This window comes from Vibrio sp. GJ43-1 (assembly GCF_055808835.1).
On sequence record NZ_CM147884.1, the window covers coordinates 2,146,650 to 2,160,148 of the forward strand.

At 43.5% G+C, this 13,499-nt stretch carries 12 protein-coding genes and 1 pseudogene; 1 reads left to right on the top strand and 12 read right to left on the bottom strand.

All coding sequences use genetic code 11. From position 1 onward, the window contains the following. Positions 1-5: 5 nt before the first annotated feature. The 11 genes and pseudogenes from AC0L66_RS10250 to AC0L66_RS10300 form a co-directional block, all read right to left on the bottom strand. On the bottom strand, positions 6-434 hold the full coding sequence (locus AC0L66_RS10250) for a hypothetical protein (protein ID WP_265675660.1): 429 nt from the start codon (positions 432-434) through the stop codon (positions 6-8). Then, the gene (locus AC0L66_RS10255) at positions 427-1,533 is read right to left on the bottom strand and encodes a glycosyltransferase family 4 protein (protein WP_473567162.1); all 1,107 of its coding nucleotides are present in this window, start codon (positions 1,531-1,533) and stop codon (positions 427-429) included. Before AC0L66_RS10255 ends, AC0L66_RS10250 begins: the two co-directional genes overlap by 8 nt. Then, the gene (locus AC0L66_RS10260; protein WP_473567164.1) at positions 1,530-2,741 is read right to left on the bottom strand and encodes a glycosyltransferase family 4 protein; all 1,212 of its coding nucleotides are present in this window, start codon (positions 2,739-2,741) and stop codon (positions 1,530-1,532) included. Before AC0L66_RS10260 ends, AC0L66_RS10255 begins: the two co-directional genes overlap by 4 nt. Beyond that, a complete protein-coding gene (locus AC0L66_RS10265) occupies positions 2,738-3,736 on the bottom strand; it encodes a glycosyltransferase family 2 protein (RefSeq protein WP_473567166.1) in 999 nt (332 codons plus the stop codon). The genes AC0L66_RS10260 and AC0L66_RS10265 overlap by 4 nt, the downstream gene beginning before the upstream one ends. After that, positions 3,733-5,110 (bottom strand): annotated as a pseudogene (locus AC0L66_RS10270) (capsular biosynthesis protein). Before AC0L66_RS10270 ends, AC0L66_RS10265 begins: the two are co-directional and overlap by 4 nt. After that, positions 5,107-6,318 (bottom strand): lipopolysaccharide biosynthesis protein, encoded by a 1,212-nt coding sequence (locus AC0L66_RS10275; RefSeq protein ID WP_473567168.1) that lies wholly within the window; start codon positions 6,316-6,318, stop codon positions 5,107-5,109. Before AC0L66_RS10275 ends, AC0L66_RS10270 begins: the two are co-directional and overlap by 4 nt. After that, a complete protein-coding gene (locus AC0L66_RS10280; RefSeq protein WP_473567170.1) occupies positions 6,318-6,560 on the bottom strand; it encodes a hypothetical protein in 243 nt (80 codons plus the stop codon). Before AC0L66_RS10280 ends, AC0L66_RS10275 begins: the two co-directional genes overlap by 1 nt. Before the next feature lie 65 nt (positions 6,561-6,625). Next, positions 6,626-8,518, bottom strand: coding sequence for a GumC family protein (locus AC0L66_RS10285; RefSeq protein ID WP_473567172.1), 1,893 nt, complete (start codon positions 8,516-8,518; stop codon positions 6,626-6,628). A 13-nt stretch (positions 8,519-8,531) separates the two neighbouring features. Next, the gene (locus AC0L66_RS10290) at positions 8,532-9,158 is read right to left on the bottom strand and encodes a polysaccharide biosynthesis/export family protein (RefSeq protein ID WP_473569226.1); all 627 of its coding nucleotides are present in this window, start codon (positions 9,156-9,158) and stop codon (positions 8,532-8,534) included. Positions 9,159-9,169: 11 nt separating this feature from the next. Next, entirely contained in the window at positions 9,170-10,474 is a 1,305-nt protein-coding gene (locus AC0L66_RS10295; RefSeq protein ID WP_473567173.1) for an outer membrane beta-barrel protein, read from the bottom strand. Continuing rightward, the gene (locus AC0L66_RS10300; protein WP_473567175.1) at positions 10,458-11,873 is read right to left on the bottom strand and encodes an undecaprenyl-phosphate glucose phosphotransferase; all 1,416 of its coding nucleotides are present in this window, start codon (positions 11,871-11,873) and stop codon (positions 10,458-10,460) included. The genes AC0L66_RS10295 and AC0L66_RS10300 overlap by 17 nt, the downstream gene beginning before the upstream one ends. Before the next feature lie 517 nt (positions 11,874-12,390). On the opposite strand from AC0L66_RS10300, the gene AC0L66_RS10305 reads away from it, so the two are divergent. Continuing rightward, a complete protein-coding gene (locus AC0L66_RS10305) occupies positions 12,391-12,828 on the top strand; it encodes a hypothetical protein (protein WP_473567177.1) in 438 nt (145 codons plus the stop codon). A gap of 7 nt (positions 12,829-12,835) precedes the next feature. Here the strand turns inward: AC0L66_RS10305 and AC0L66_RS10310 are convergent, their stop codons facing one another. After that, a complete protein-coding gene (locus tag AC0L66_RS10310; RefSeq protein WP_473569227.1) occupies positions 12,836-13,495 on the bottom strand; it encodes a glutathione S-transferase in 660 nt (219 codons plus the stop codon). Positions 13,496-13,499 lie beyond the last annotated feature (4 nt).

Below are 13,499 nucleotides of genomic sequence, written 5' to 3' on the forward strand. Positions count from 1 at the left end.
AATCCTTACAATGATTGAAACCAATCCCAGATTCCTAGTGAAAAGTTCTCGAACAAGTCAATACCCAGCGCAGACTTTAATAAATACAATGCCAGCAACACGAGCACCCCACCCGCAAGAACAAACGTGGTGATCAATGCTGTCGTTGCGTAGACTATCCATTTCGACTCGCCTTGACGGGCCGCCGCACGGCGATCTCGCCCACTCAGCACCACCACATAGTAGCGCTTACCGAACCAAGGAAAGCTTTTGCGAATATCAACCGAATGCTTTGCGACCAAACCAACTTGATTCACCGCTTTTTCAATGGCTTGCTTTTGCTCTTCGCTTAAGCTTTGTTGCGTTTCTTGCTGTAAAACTCGGTAAAATTGAGTCACTGCCCGGCTCTTATCAGGCTCATCCGAGTCACTACTTTTATTAAGATGATTAGTCACGCTCAATTCCCAACGTTTTGTTGTAAACACCCACCGTTTGATGAGCGATTTTATGCCAGTCATATCGCGCTAAAAAGTGTTGGTAATCTTGTCGCGGCATCACACACCTTTGCTGAATTGCCTGCGATAATTCATCGATATTTTTGACGGAAAAGTAGCAATCAGATCCAAGTTCAACCGCACAATTTGGTGCAATATCACTCACCACCACAGGTAAGGAATACGACATCGCCTCCAGCAGTGCAATAGGCAAACCTTCATGATAAGAAGGCATGACGAATAACTTAGCTTGAGAAAAGACCACTTGTAGCGCCTCTCCCTTTAGAAAGCCTGTCAGGATCACACCAGGTATCTCCTTCGCGGCCTGTTTTAATGCGCGACTGTAATCACTTTCATGATCAGTATCCCCTATCAATACGAGAGGCATATCAAGCTTGGATTTTTTGTATGCCTGTATAAGATCATGAAAGCCTTTTTCTTCTACAAAACGACCTACTGCGACCATATAGCCTCGAGCAGATAACTGATAGCGCTCTAATGTAGATTGTACGACATCCGATGGCAGAGCTTTGGCAGAGTTAACGCCATTATAAATGAGTTTTGCATCATCTCGTTGATAAGATTGCTTAATAAGATCATTAATCACTTCTGATATAACAATGACTTCGTTGGCATATTTAACAGCTAAACGTTCACCAAGCTTCAAAACAATCTTTGCTAACCTCCCCCATTTTTCACGCTGATAATCAGGGCCATGGTGGGTGAATACCACTTTCTTCCCCATTAGACGTAGCAATGGCACGACTAACCCTGGACCTATCGCATGAACATGTACCACATTCGAGCCATCAGTTAAGGTAGAAGCTGCCGCAATAGTGGAATGAACAATAGCCTCCAATGAGGTTTTTTTAGGTGCCCACAATGCTTTGGTCTTAACCCCCTTATAACTCGCGGCTTTGTAAGAGACATAAGGCGAGCGTGCGATAACCTCTACCTCAAATCCTTGTTCAACAATAAGAGGATAAAGGTGCTGGCAATGTGTTTCGACGCCCCCTAATACATCCGGAATGCCACGTGTCCCTAATACGGTTACTTTCATGATTGTTCACCCAATAAACGTTGGTACAAATCGACCAACTGTCGATGATGAGAGCTCAATGAATAATGCGTCTCTAACCGTTGCCTTGCTTGTTCACCGTAGTACTTTGTCAGCTCCGGACGTATCGCAAATTCATCCATCACACAGGCAAGAGCATGGACATTACCTGCTTCAAATAAACGCCCTTCCTTTCCATCTCGAACTTGCTCAGGGATGCCACCGATATTGGCGCCAATAATAGGCTTACCATACGCCATTGCTTCAAGAACCGACATCGAGCAGTTTTCATAACATTCAGAAGGAACAATGACAGCACTGGCTTGTTTAATGAGCAAATGCAACGCCTCACCCGTTTTAAAGCCAAGCCACTCAACCTTGTTCTTCCTACCAGACAAGGCGTCAGCAAGCGGCCCGGTTCCCGCGATTTTTAATGGGATCGATTGGTTAGACTGCTCGTAAGCTGCAACCATTGTTGCGACGCCTTTTTCCTGACTTAATCGCCCTAAATACAAGAAATATCGATGATCAGCGACATCTTGCTGATTAACATTCTCATCAATGCCATTCACAATGACCTCAATTCTACTATTGGGGAGCTTACGGCAAATAATATTGGCTAAAAACTGGCTAGGTGACACGATTACATCTAGGCATTGATAGTTTTTAGCGAGCGATTGATACAAGGCTTCTGCAACAAGTAAACCACTTTTAAACCATGACCCTTGCTGGCATCGATACTTTAACGCGTTAAACACACTGCCTTGTAAACACGCTTCACAGGTATGTCCATCTCTATACATGGTATAGCTAGGACAAGCGATTTTAGTATCATGAGCCGTGAGTACCGTTTTACACCCAGCTTGTTTAGCGATCTTAATGATTGAAGGCGTCAGTTGATGATAAATGTTGTGAAAATGGACGATATCGGGCTGTTCAGTGGCAATCAATTCCGAAAGCTTTTCACACGCTTCGGTGTTATGCACAAACCGCACTGCGGTTTTCAACGCGCCGAATAAACTCGCGTTGGCGTGATAATCCACATTATCGACAAAACTAGCGCTGTAGTCAGACGCTAAATTGTCATTGTGAATCATTGAAAAATCGATAACCGAAAACCCTCGCTCTATCAACATGTCTCTTTCTTGAAAAAAGACCGTTTCCGCGCCTCCTTTTAAGAAAAAAAACTTATTCACCACTAACACTTTCATGACGCTTCTCGCTCTAGCACTTTATGTTGCGGCGCTTGGTTCGGATCTTTGATAGGGGATAACAAGCCATTGACCAATCCCGCTGAGAAGACGGTCAAATTAACAACACTCAGCACCCCATCCTTTATCGAACGGTTTTTAAATACTTTCATTGCAAAGAACAACATCAGTGGCAAAAGGCTAATAACCAACACTGAACCGTTGCCCACCAATAAAACCAAAATTAACCAAGCAAGATAACAAGCAAAGATCAGCTCATTGCGAACCACACTCACAGCTTGTCGAAAATACGCTTTTCCAAACGCACTCTTTAGTAATTCGCCTGAGGCAAACAAATAACCACGCTTCCATCGGTAGCGCAATAGCATTAGCGTCGGCATATCATAAGAGGTATGGTGAAAAAACGGCGTATCCAAACGGCGCAATTTATAACCCGCACACTGGAGCCTCATGCCAAGCTCTGCCTCTTCATAGGCATGCAATGTACGATGCGTAAGATAACCGATATCATTCACGGCGCTCGCTCGATACACCCCACCGCCAGCTAGATGACTGCAATCACCAATAGGATAGATTTTGTGGTGCCTTTGCTGACGAGATTTAAATTCGTAACTCGTCGCTTCATCCATTTCAACCGTTCCCGCGACCCCAGCGTAACTCGGCTCTGTTTCCAGAAATGCTATCGCCGCATCGATGAACCCGTCCTGCAAACGCATATCGCCATCCAATAACAGTAAGTAGTCGCCCTCGCTATATAAATAACCGAGTTGATGCCCTACACCGCAACAACGATCATTCGCGTTGACTAACGTCACAACTTTAGCACCGTTTTCCAACGCGATTTTTTGCGTGTCATCATTGGATAAGCTATCAGCAACAATGACGTGGTATTGATAATTCTCAAGTTGGCGTTGAACGCTTTTAATCGTTGCGGCAATGCCATCTTGTTCATTGAGTGTTTTGATAATCACGGTAATACTAGGCAAAGAGCTCATAATCTTGCTCCCGATTGAATAACAGACTTGCGGATAACTAGGCTCGCGCCAAGTGAAAAATAGAAGAGGAACTGCAACATAGGCACTAACATTAAAATTTGGCTGTAAGGCAAGCTTAATAAACTGGCAAAACCAAAGGCAATAAACAGCAGGTTGCCAGGAAAGTAGCTGGATATCTTGCGTCGATAACTGCTCTCGAATCAGTGTTTCCTTGGGTATCGACACCTTTATTGCTAATAAAATGGGGCATAAAAATAGCACTAGCCCTACGATACCGAACTCCCACAGCATCATACTTAACGATGTAGAATCCAGAAGCACATTAAATATTTGATTTAAGAAACCGGGAGCGACTGAGCTGCCGTGATTGGTAGCATTTAATCCATAGCCAAACCACACGTTGGACCATCCATACAGCTGACTATTTTCCAACCAAAAAAATAGCGTGGTCATCCGCCCTAGTTCTCCCGTTGGTAACACATAATTCGAGTCATATATGTATTCTAACGAGTCCCAAAACACTTTTAGTGCGCTGTGGTCAGGGTCGGTATCAAAAGCTGTCGCATACGAAGCGGCAAGGACAACTATCGCCAACACAACCAACAACCCCATAGCCCCAACCATAAGAAGCACTTTCTTAATATCCTTTTGCTTAACACCATAAACATAACTGGGGCATAGCCAAACAAAGATTAAAAGTATAGGAGCGAGTAAAATGACGAACTTTACTTCGCCAAGGACACACAAAATAAACGCGGCGACAATATGCAGGATCATGTTAAGTCGGCTGATTACACCGTGTCTAAATTCAGATAACTTCAGGAGCATGACAAGTAAGCAGAACAGCCCTAACGCAGCCGTGTTTCCGCCCCCCATAGGATCGCCGCCGAACGTCCCGACGACAGAGTCCCATTTTTCGAATTCACCTTTAACAGCCACACGCTGCGGAACGACAACTAAAATCTGATACAAGATAACCGGAAACTGTAGATAGAAAATCCCATACAACACTTGAACGGCGCGGTAGAGCTGAGATTCACGGATAAATCCCAACAGTAAACACAGAAAAATAAGCGACAGTGCGAGTTCATTTTTCCAACCGACAATGGTCACCGTTAGCCCATTTTGTAGTACTGTCGACGCTAAGATTAACGTATAAGCACCAACCAGCAATACGGCGAGTACCGTTTCTGTATTATCTAACTTAGCCGCCTCATAGTTAGTTTGCATCAATAGCAGCAACAGCATTGCAAAGGCAGCAACGAACGGCAGCCAAAGTACGGCCCCTACCCCTGTTAAATACTGCACAAGCCCACAAACGACTAATGTAACGAAGGTGTAACCCTGTAAGAACCGCCCATTATTGACCTTCAAGTAACCTCCATCGTGTGACGAAGTTTCACTGCCGTTTTATTTACTTTGAAATAAATAAACAGGTATCGCATCGAAGATAGCACTGCAAAAGCAATAACCGAATACGCATAATCACTAACAAAATAAGGAAGCGCACCAAAAGCCAATAACACCACTGCAAGTTGTTCACATTGAATACGAAGGAAATACGTTGGCGACCCATAGACCAATTCAAGTACCGTCAATGGGCATACTGCTAGCGCCATAAACAAGTACGGTAACATATAGCGAGACGTTGGCACTGACGCGACCCACTCAGCACTAAAGCCAAGTTGCATAACCACAGGGTAGAAAATGGAGACACCGAGCACTGCTATCGTCCCCAATGCAAAGAGTAATCGGCGCACCTTGGCAAATTCAGCGTAATTAAATTGATTATGACGAAAGTCGACGGACCAACTGGAAAAAATAGAATTTCTAACTGCATTACCCACAATCACAATAGGTGCCAAGCAAAATCGGCTAACGACAGCGTAATAGTAAGCTACAACAGGGCTAAACCACACGTTAATGAGAATTACTGGTAAATTGTTATTCACCATTGCCAAAACTTCAGCACTCCCAACTTTGGCGATATGATGTTGGTGCTTACGTATAAACAATGACAACGACGACAACGAGAACTGCTTCCTATTGATCGCATTCTTTGGCAGCAAATAAGCAATACATAGCAGCATGTAGACTAACAATGATGCCCCCCAAGCCCAGTAGAATGTCGTTAAGTCTTCGCTGACAAAAATGAGTAGCAACACTAACATCGAGATCGACGTTCTTTGTAAGGCGAGTGACTTCATTTTCTCTTCTCTAAGCAGTAGGTTCTCAGAGATCAAAACCCATGCGTGCGCCAACGTTAACATCAGTATTTGAAGAATTGGACGGTCGAAAAACCATGCAATGCCAAGGGAGTACACGAACGAAGTACAAACACTAAACAGCAAGCAAAATGATACATTCTGCCCTAGCGCATGAGGTTGTTGTTTTGGTAAGAGTAGCTGCGATGCTAATGTACAAACTTGCGCGCCTATTAAGGCAATACTGTACGTTAGCGCGTATGAGCCCACTTCCGACATCCCATACCAGTGCGATATCAACCATATCGAACCTGCCCCAATTAACTGAGATAGGATCGATGATGTCGCAATAGTTGAAATGCTTTTAAGCAAACTCACTAAGACGCCTCATGCTTAAGTATATCCACACTACCCTGAGCAATAAAACGCAGAGACTCTTCACCAACAACCAAGTCGTCACTCACTTGATTAAGTACACCGAAAGCAGGTTTGTTTAACAACGGCGACAGCTTATTCAGTTGTTGTCTTATATCATTGGCGGTATGTTGCTCAGATTTAACCACGACCACTAGGCTGTCTAAGAAACGTAAGAGAAGCTGTGCATCCTTGCTATCATTCAACGCAGGGAGTTTGATTACGACAGTCTCGAATCGCTGACAAAGTGACAACAATACTGACTCACACTCTAAACGAGCAAAAAAGTTAATGGCGATTCATCCAGATCACCCGGAGCAAGGTAAGACAGCCCCGGCGATATTGGCATAACAATCTGATCGATATCGAGTGATGAAGAGCGGTTTTTTGCATCTCTTTGCATCGAGTTCGAGTGACTCAACACTAATTGACTAAATCCGGCCACTGGTTCTTTGTCGTTAAACTTAACGGGCGCGTTATGACTGTCCGCTATAAGATCCCTAGCGAACTCTCTTTCTCGACGATAATCCAAATCAAGCAATAAGGTTGGCTTCACTTCACTCACCGCAGAAGCTAACAACAATGCCGTCGTCGTGACCCCTTCTTGACGATACGACGATACGACGCCAATGCATTGACTATTTGGATGAGCTAAAGACAAGGCCGTATACGCACCATTTCCAATCTCCTTCGCATATTGATTAGCACGAATTTGCTTACTTAGCGCCCATGCCGACATCGGCTCACTCGTAAATGTGGGCATATCTGTTAGTGGAACCAAGCCTAGCTTTGCTTTCAATTCTGCCAGTGTTGTTATTGTTTGCTTGGTCGCAGCTCGAATGATGACAATCAGAGCACCAATTATCATTGTCATAATGCTTATCATCACGACCAATAACGGTTTATTGGGCTTGGCTGGACGCTCGCTGATCACCGCTGGGTCATAAATTTGTGCGTCTTGCTCCCTATACGTCGTATTAAGCTCATGCTCAGTCGTACGTAAATACAATTGCTCATACAACGATTGCTTTTGATTAAGATCGGCCATCAAACCATCATATCGCTCACGCTTGTCAGCAAGTGCAAAAAAGTCCTTTTTATGCAGCGCCAGTAAGGCTTTATAGTGATTTTCTTTTATGAGATCAGCTTGATATTTTTGTTGAAGCCCTAGCTTTAACTCATCAAGCAACTGTACGGTTTGTTTCTGAATCACCTCAATTTCAGCGTTAGCTTCAAGAACCTTGATGTATTTCGGTCCGTATCGTCGATTGAGATCAGACAATTTTCTTTTTGCTTGTATCAGTGCAATTCTCAGATCTTGTAGCTGAGGGTGAGAAGAAAAATCCGGCAGCGACGTGAGATCAGCCGTGTTACCTTTCATATATTTATTCACTAACTCGTAATTGGCTTGCGCAGCTAAACGCCTCTCTTTGGCATCTGCCAATTTATTGGTAATAATACCGAGTTCTTCTGTTTCAAAGCCATCGACACCACGGAAAGTTAGTAGGCCTTCGCTTTGTAAGAATGCATCTATTTCTTGCTTTTGCTGACGAATTTGCTGTTTCAATACATTAAGCTGTTGCTGATTCCAAAGCTTAGCTTGCTGGGTCTTTGCTATTTTTTGTTCTACCGTATAGTCAATAAACGCTTGTGCCACCCCATTCGCGAGCATTGAAGCTTGTTGTGCATCCGCCGATTCATAAGACACATAAACCAATTGAGTTAAACGCACTGAAGTAAACGTCAAATGACGCTGCAGCTCTTTCACCGCATGACTAATGCGCTGCTCTCTAGGCAATGTCCAATCGCCGTTATTCGCTAATGTTGACCCATTAAACTGTTCATTTTGTTGTAACTCTAGCGCTTCGACCGCTTTGACCAACACGACTCTGGATTGCATAAGGTTAAACTGCGTTTCATAGTACTGAGAGCGAGCAGAGTCGTAATTTTCGATAGGCTCGATCGGTGAGGCATTATCTACCTGCGCTTTGATCAACACCGTCGCTGTTGATACGTATTTAGCCGTCATCGACCAAATCACTGGCAGACTTAACCCTGTGACTACTGCTGTAATCAGTATTAACTTAAGCCCATGAGTTTTCAGCGCGGTTAGAAACGGCGCAAAGTTAACGTTGCTTTCTAGGGGTTGACCACGTTCTACCATTAATTTACTCACCTTAGAAAAAGCTTTGCTCGACAATAACAACATCACCGGGGTACACCGGATGGGTCATGTCGACTTTCTTAATCATTTCTTTTTGCCCCGACGGGCGAATATTGATATCACCTCTGTCTGCCCTGTCGGTGAAGCCACCAGCCATCGCGATCGCTTGTTCAACCGTGAGTTGCGGCTCATATTCATAGCCATTCGGATTTTCAACTTCCCCAAGAAGGAAAAATTTGCGGAACGCTTCCATGGTGACCGTCACCATTGGCGATCGGACAAACCCTGCTTTCAAACGGGTTTCAATGTCATGCTCAACCACATCTGTCGTTCTTCCAGAAAGCTGTACTAAACCAATGTAAGGGAAATTAATAGCGCCACGCTTACCTATTTTCAAAGACATAGACATTTCTTTCTCCCCATAGACCCAGATACGTATCATGTCTCCAGGCCCTAAAAGATACTCTCGAGTCTCGCTCTGTGTTGACGCTGCATGAGTCTGATGACTGTTATCTTGTGCCATCGGTGCAGCAATTGGCACGCCTTTCTCAGACACTGTAGTAGCCTCAGTTGCAGTTGCAGTTGCAGTGAAACAAATACTACTAATAAACACGCAGCAACCTACAAGCAGTAGTTTTATCTTCTTCATCTCTAAATCTGTACCTTTAGTGTCAATCCAATTGTATTTTTGTCATAACCAAGCTGGCGTATCACGGGGCGCTGAGAACTATCGCCAATAAAAAACAACACTTCGTCGTAATTCGAACGTTTGCGGGCAAATTGGTAGTTCAACTCAAGCCGAATCGATGGCCGAAAATCATACCCTAAGGTGAACGACGCAATATCCAAATCATCCTTTCTATCGTTCTGTTGTATCCGATAATTATCCGCTTCTCGCCCATAATCAAACGTAGTACTTAACCGCTTAACCCACCAATGATGTTTCCACGACACACCGACTTTAGTATGAAGAATATAACCACCTTCTTCCGTTGGATCTTTGACTCTTCGCCAACCATAAAGCGACCATTCTGAATGTTTGACTGGTTGCCAGTTAATATTGGCGTCCCAATTTAAACCGCTGAAGGATTGTGCTTCGCTGTTATTCGGAAAGCGTTTATACAACCACGCCACATCGGCCTCGACTATCAGCTTTCCAGTTCTATGAGACTTCAAACCGACAAGAGCATAATGCTCGGTAGAGTTTTTACCCGGATTTGTCTCGTATTTGCGTAAATTGCTAATGAGACTATATCGAAACCGTGTACGCGATGAGTACTGATCAAATAGCTCAGCCGTGATGGTATTTTCTTGCCACTCTTGCTCTTTGACATAATGATAAAAGTCACTATCCGCACCTTGTACATCATCCAGATTATCAAACGTTATGTCTTTAATTTGCCAAGCAACGTCTAATTTCCCTCGCCCCTCAGGCGCCCCATAGCTATATCGTAATTCGCTGTTTAGGAACTGATTTTGTAACGGTGTTGTCACCCCGAAAGCATTAAATTGAGTAGGAGTGAAACCTTCCGTTAGCTCCGTGCCTCTTTCTTCATGGGCCCAGTCTTGTTGGATAAACCAATCAACACCATGCTTAAGGCCAAACCTCAACGAAGATTGAAACATTAAAAAGTGATCGCTGTAATCATCATCGCTTGCAGTGTCATAGCGAGAATAATCACCAGAGTACACCAACATATACCGGTCCTCTCCACGCTCACCTACCGCACGCAAATAAGGCATTACCCTTGTATAAGCGGAGTCAACCTCGTTCATAGGGTTAATTTGGTATGTCACGTTTGAATCTTGACCATACTCAACGCCGACCTGTGACTGCACATCAATACCCGCTACCGTAATATGCGACTTGGGAGTAAGCTCAGCGTGACAAAGGTGACTCACCAAACCGAGTGAAATCACAGTACTGATACTTAATAGGCTAGTACGCCTTTTCACTAACAAACCCTTTAAATACCGTCAGAAATACGATTTTTATGTCTAACCAAAGCGACCAATTCTGCAAATAAACGATGTCATACTGAACCCGCTTACTCATTTTATCGACGGTTTCTGTCTCCCCACGATAGCCATTAATTTGTGCCCAACCTGTTATCCCTGGCTTTATTTTATGCCTAATCATGTAGTTAGAGACGATCTTTCGGTACTGCTCATTATGTGCAACAGCATGAGGTCTCGGTCCGACGATAGACATTGAACCTTGTAACACATTGAAAAACTGCGGAAGCTCATCTAATGATGTGCGACGAATAAACGCACCAAACTTAGTCACTCGTGGGTCCGATTGCGTTGCCTGTTTGAAATCCTCTCCGTTCTCCATCACATTCATAGAACGAAATTTCCATACCTTTATTTTTTTACCGCCCAGACCATAGCGATCTTGTTTAAACAAAATAGGACCTTTAGAACTTAATTTCACGCCGACCGCGACGGACGCAAGCACTGGAGTAATAACGAGTAAAATGAGACTTGCCAAAGCAATATCTTCAACACGCTTAATCACACCACCGATTCCATCAAATGGTGTGCCGAAAATACTTAGCGTTTGAACATTACCAACAGACTTAAATTGCGAGGCAGAGAGGTTATAGCTGTATAAATCAGGCACCATAAAAGTATCAACGGTGGTATCAGAAAGAAGCGTTAGGCAGTTGATTATTCGTGCTTTGGCGACCATAGGTAATGCGATATACACTTCATCGATTTGGTTGTGTTGCGCCTTTTCAACCAGCACATCGACTTTGCCTACGTAGCGAGACTTAATCATGTAGCCAAATCGTTCTTCTCTTCGGTCATCATACAGTTCAATTTCAATGTCCTGACGCCGATAGAAAGTCAGCAGTTGTTTTTCCAAGGCTATCGCTGCTGGCGACAAGCCGACAATCGCGATTCGCTTTACCTTCTTGTATTTTTTAAAACACTGTCGGTAGATCGTAAAGGCAATCACTCGAATTAAAATGGTGGATAATATCGCGCTGGAAAACCAGATATAATACAAACCATCACGAAAATGACTTATTCGACTTCCCGCTAAATCCTCTACGTTATATTTAACAATTTCCATCGCAATCAAAGTGAGAAAAGCCGTCGCGATAAGGCGAATAATTGAAGAATCAAGGCGTCGACGAATGTGAGTACGGTATAAGTGGCAATACTCACCAAACAACAAAAAGAACGTCGCGACAAAAAAAGTAGCCGCTACGTCAATGGCTGTCTCACCAACAAACGTCATATTAATAATCATTGCTAAAGATAAGTTTATGAGCAAAAAGTCCGTGGCTTTAAATAATGGTGCATAGCCGTCTTCTGCAATTTTTAGGGCTCGTTTTGTGTTCATAAGCGAAAAAAGCTCTCGTTGCATAGGATGTTAGGCAAAGTATAAGGGTTTCAATCCTCATACCGTAAGGGGATTCGTAACTGAATGATTCTATAGAATAAAGGGCGAACTTTGCTCGTCCCATTGGGTTTCATTGATGTATTTCTAACGGTGAGCCTAACGTATTACTCGCCCGCCCTAAAACCCAGCCTCTATAAAATCACATTCACTGCACACTAGTTATCTAAATTAGTATAAACCACATTTTCAGAAGGTATTGATTTTGTGAATGAATTTTTCACTTACATCTAAAAAGCTCACAAAATGAATACCTGTACGCAATCTTTGGTTACTTAAATGAAACACGCCTTGTGTCAGCTATACCCTACAAATCGCCGTTTTCTCAGACCGACACAGCACAAAAGATGCAGATGCAACCATTGCGTACGCAGCAATTCTTGTGTATGATTAGAGAATATTGAGTAAATCTAGACCAGTTCATCTATTCAGCTGTACACCACAACGACAAGGCGACGTTATGACATTCCCTCTACCTATAATCCATCGTATCGCAGCCATTACTGGCTTTAGCATTATTCTGACGTTTTTCCTTAGCACTTTATTCGTCGAATTATTTGCTTCAACTGACAGTATTTTAGCTGTCAAAACCTTTATTTTATACGCGGTTTGGCTACTCATCCCTACTATGGCTATCACCGGAATAACAGGTAATAAGATGGCGCCCAAAGTGGTCTCTAGTCCAATTGGTAATAAGAAAAAGCGCATGCCATTTATCGCTATAAATGGGCTATTTGTGCTGCTACCTTGCGCCGTCTATTTGCATCACCTTGCGCAACTTGGACAATTTGATACCACCTTTTATATTGTGCAAATCACCGAATTGGTTGCGGGGTTTACCAACTTAACTCTAATGACACTCAACATTCGTGATGGACGGAAACTAAAACGCAGATAAACAAGATCTAACGTCTCGCATTGATATCATCACCAAAATATAGGTCGAGTCGGTTTTCTAACCACAACTCATGTTTTGCCATTACTTTAGAAAACATACGACTTTGCAAGTAGCTGTCCAGCCAACGACGTAAATTCGGGTAAGGGCTTTGCAAATACCACTGCCGTTCAATACGAGCAAATTTTCGAACGAAAGGCATAATGGCGATATCGAGTATACTTTCAGACTCTGAAAATAAAAACGAATGCATTGACAGCCTTTGTTCTAGTGTGGATAGCACAATTTCACAGCGCTGACGGCAAGCTTCTAAATTGTCATCATGATATCGCTTTGCGCAGCTGTAGGCCTCTAACGCTGGGACAAATTCTGCTTCAAATTGGCTAATCAGACCGAGCATCTCTCGTAATGATGGAGGTTGTATCACGTTAAGTAAATCATCGGGATCGCCTTGGGCTAACGCCCACAACATGATCTCCAAACTTTCTTCAAGCACGGTTTGCCCTACCACCAAAACAGGGACACTGCCCTTTGGTGATGCTAACAACATCTCTTCAGGTTTATTGTTAAGCTTAATCGCTCTAATTAGCACCCTCTGCTGCGATCTAAATATCGCGATTCGTGCTCGCATTGCATAGGGGCAGTGCTGCAATGAATACAGTATGGGCATCGCA

What these genes read in the sequence shown, in the direction of transcription:
- AC0L66_RS10255 (WP_473567162.1), bottom strand. Translation starts at nt 1,533, where the DNA reads ATGAAAGTAACCGTATTAGGGACACGTGGCATTCCGGATGTATTAGGG.
- AC0L66_RS10260 (WP_473567164.1), bottom strand. Translation starts at nt 2,741, where the DNA reads ATGAAAGTGTTAGTGGTGAATAAGTTTTTTTTCTTAAAAGGAGGCGCG.
- AC0L66_RS10265 (WP_473567166.1), bottom strand. Translation starts at nt 3,736, where the DNA reads ATGAGCTCTTTGCCTAGTATTACCGTGATTATCAAAACACTCAATGAA.
- AC0L66_RS10285 (WP_473567172.1), bottom strand. Translation starts at nt 8,518, where the DNA reads ATGGTAGAACGTGGTCAACCCCTAGAAAGCAACGTTAACTTTGCGCCG.
- AC0L66_RS10300 (WP_473567175.1), bottom strand. Translation starts at nt 11,873, where the DNA reads ATGAACACAAAACGAGCCCTAAAAATTGCAGAAGACGGCTATGCACCA.
- AC0L66_RS10305 (WP_473567177.1), top strand. Translation starts at nt 12,391, where the DNA reads ATGACATTCCCTCTACCTATAATCCATCGTATCGCAGCCATTACTGGC.
- AC0L66_RS10310 (WP_473569227.1), bottom strand. Translation starts at nt 13,495, where the DNA reads ATGCCCATACTGTATTCATTGCAGCACTGCCCCTATGCAATGCGAGCA.